Source organism: Microseira wollei NIES-4236, assembly GCF_020521235.1.
GTDB lineage: Bacteria > Cyanobacteriota > Cyanobacteriia > Cyanobacteriales > Aerosakkonemataceae > Microseira > Microseira wollei.
The window spans coordinates 1-1,360 of record NZ_BLAY01000443.1; the positions used below are offsets into that span (position 1 = coordinate 1).

Here is a 1,360-nt window from a genome sequence, read left to right on the forward strand (position 1 = left end):
TTATAGAGAAGTTCGCGAAAACCCCGCGTATTTATACCGGGGTAACCGCGCGAGACTTCAGTCTCGCGAACGTTCTTTAGGCAAAAATTCACGAAGTATTGATATAATAAACCAAAAACATTGACAGGTCGATTCAATGCTAGTTCTAGAATACAAGGTCAAGGCAAAACCAAATCAATATCAAGCGATTGAAGCAGCTATCCGGACAACACAATTTGTCAGAAACAAATGTATCCGTTACTGGATGGATGCACCCAAAGACTCGAAAATCAACCGTTTTTCCTTAAACAAGTACTCAACAGAACTACGCAACGAATACTCATTTGTTCAAGACCTCAACTCAATGGCAGTGCAAGCAGCCGCTGAGCGCGGATGGTCGGCAATTTCCAGGTTTTACAACAACTGCAAAACTAAAAAACCAGGGTTAAAAGGCTATCCACGCTTTCAGAAAGACAACCGCTCAGTTGAATACAAGACTAGCGGATGGAAGTTGCACCCAACCCTTCGCCGCATCACCTTTAGTGACAAAAAGGAAATTGGTGAACTCAGGTTATTAGGAAAGTGGGATATTCACACTTATCCGGTAAAGTCAATCAAACGTGTCAGGTTAGTACGACGTGCCGATGGCTACTACTGTCAATTTGCTGTTGGTATTGAAGTCACCGAACAACTAGAGCCAACCGGAAACGTCATCGGATTGGATGTAGGAATTGAATTCTTTTATACCGACTATAACGGACATCAGGAGGAAAATCCGCGCTTTTTGAGGAAAGCTGAACGAGCAATTAAACATGCTCAACGCCGCATCTATAAAAAGCAAAAAGGTAAAACCGGACGCTGCAAAGCACGGAAAAGATTTGCTAAGAAACATTTAAAAGTAAATAGGCAACGTCATGAACACGCAAAAAGATTAGCGCGTTGCGTAATCAAGTCTAACGACTTAGTAGCCTATGAAGATTTAAATGTTCGCAACCTAGTCAAGAACCATTGTTTAGCTAAGTCTATCAGCGATGCTAGTTGGACACAATTTAGACAGTGGCTTGAATATTTTGCTGGTAAGTTTGACCGGGAAGCTGTTGCAGTTAAACCACATTACACCAGTCAAAAATGTAGTCAATGTGGCGCTATTGTCAAGAAGTCTCTATCAGTTCGCACCCATGTTTGTCAATGTGGATGCAGACTCAATAGAGACGAAAACGCGGCGATAAATATTTTAAATCTTGCACTGCAAGCTAGGGGAGGGCATCCCCAAAGTAACGCTAAGGGAGTTGGAACCGCTACTCTGCTTGGGGAAACCCTGGTGGAGCAAGTTCTGACGATGAGCTTAGAATCCCCGGTCTTTTAAGCCGGGGAGTGTCAA

Annotated in this window: 1 protein-coding gene; it reads left to right on the forward strand. The window is 43.1% G+C overall.

Annotated elements, in window-relative coordinates; all coding sequences use genetic code 11:
* Positions 1 to 136: 136 nt before the first annotated feature.
* On the forward strand, positions 137 to 1,345 hold the full coding sequence (locus tag MiSe_RS49120; protein ID WP_226594825.1) for an RNA-guided endonuclease InsQ/TnpB family protein: 1,209 nt from the start codon (positions 137 to 139) through the stop codon (positions 1,343 to 1,345).
* Positions 1,346 to 1,360: the final 15 nt, after the last annotated feature.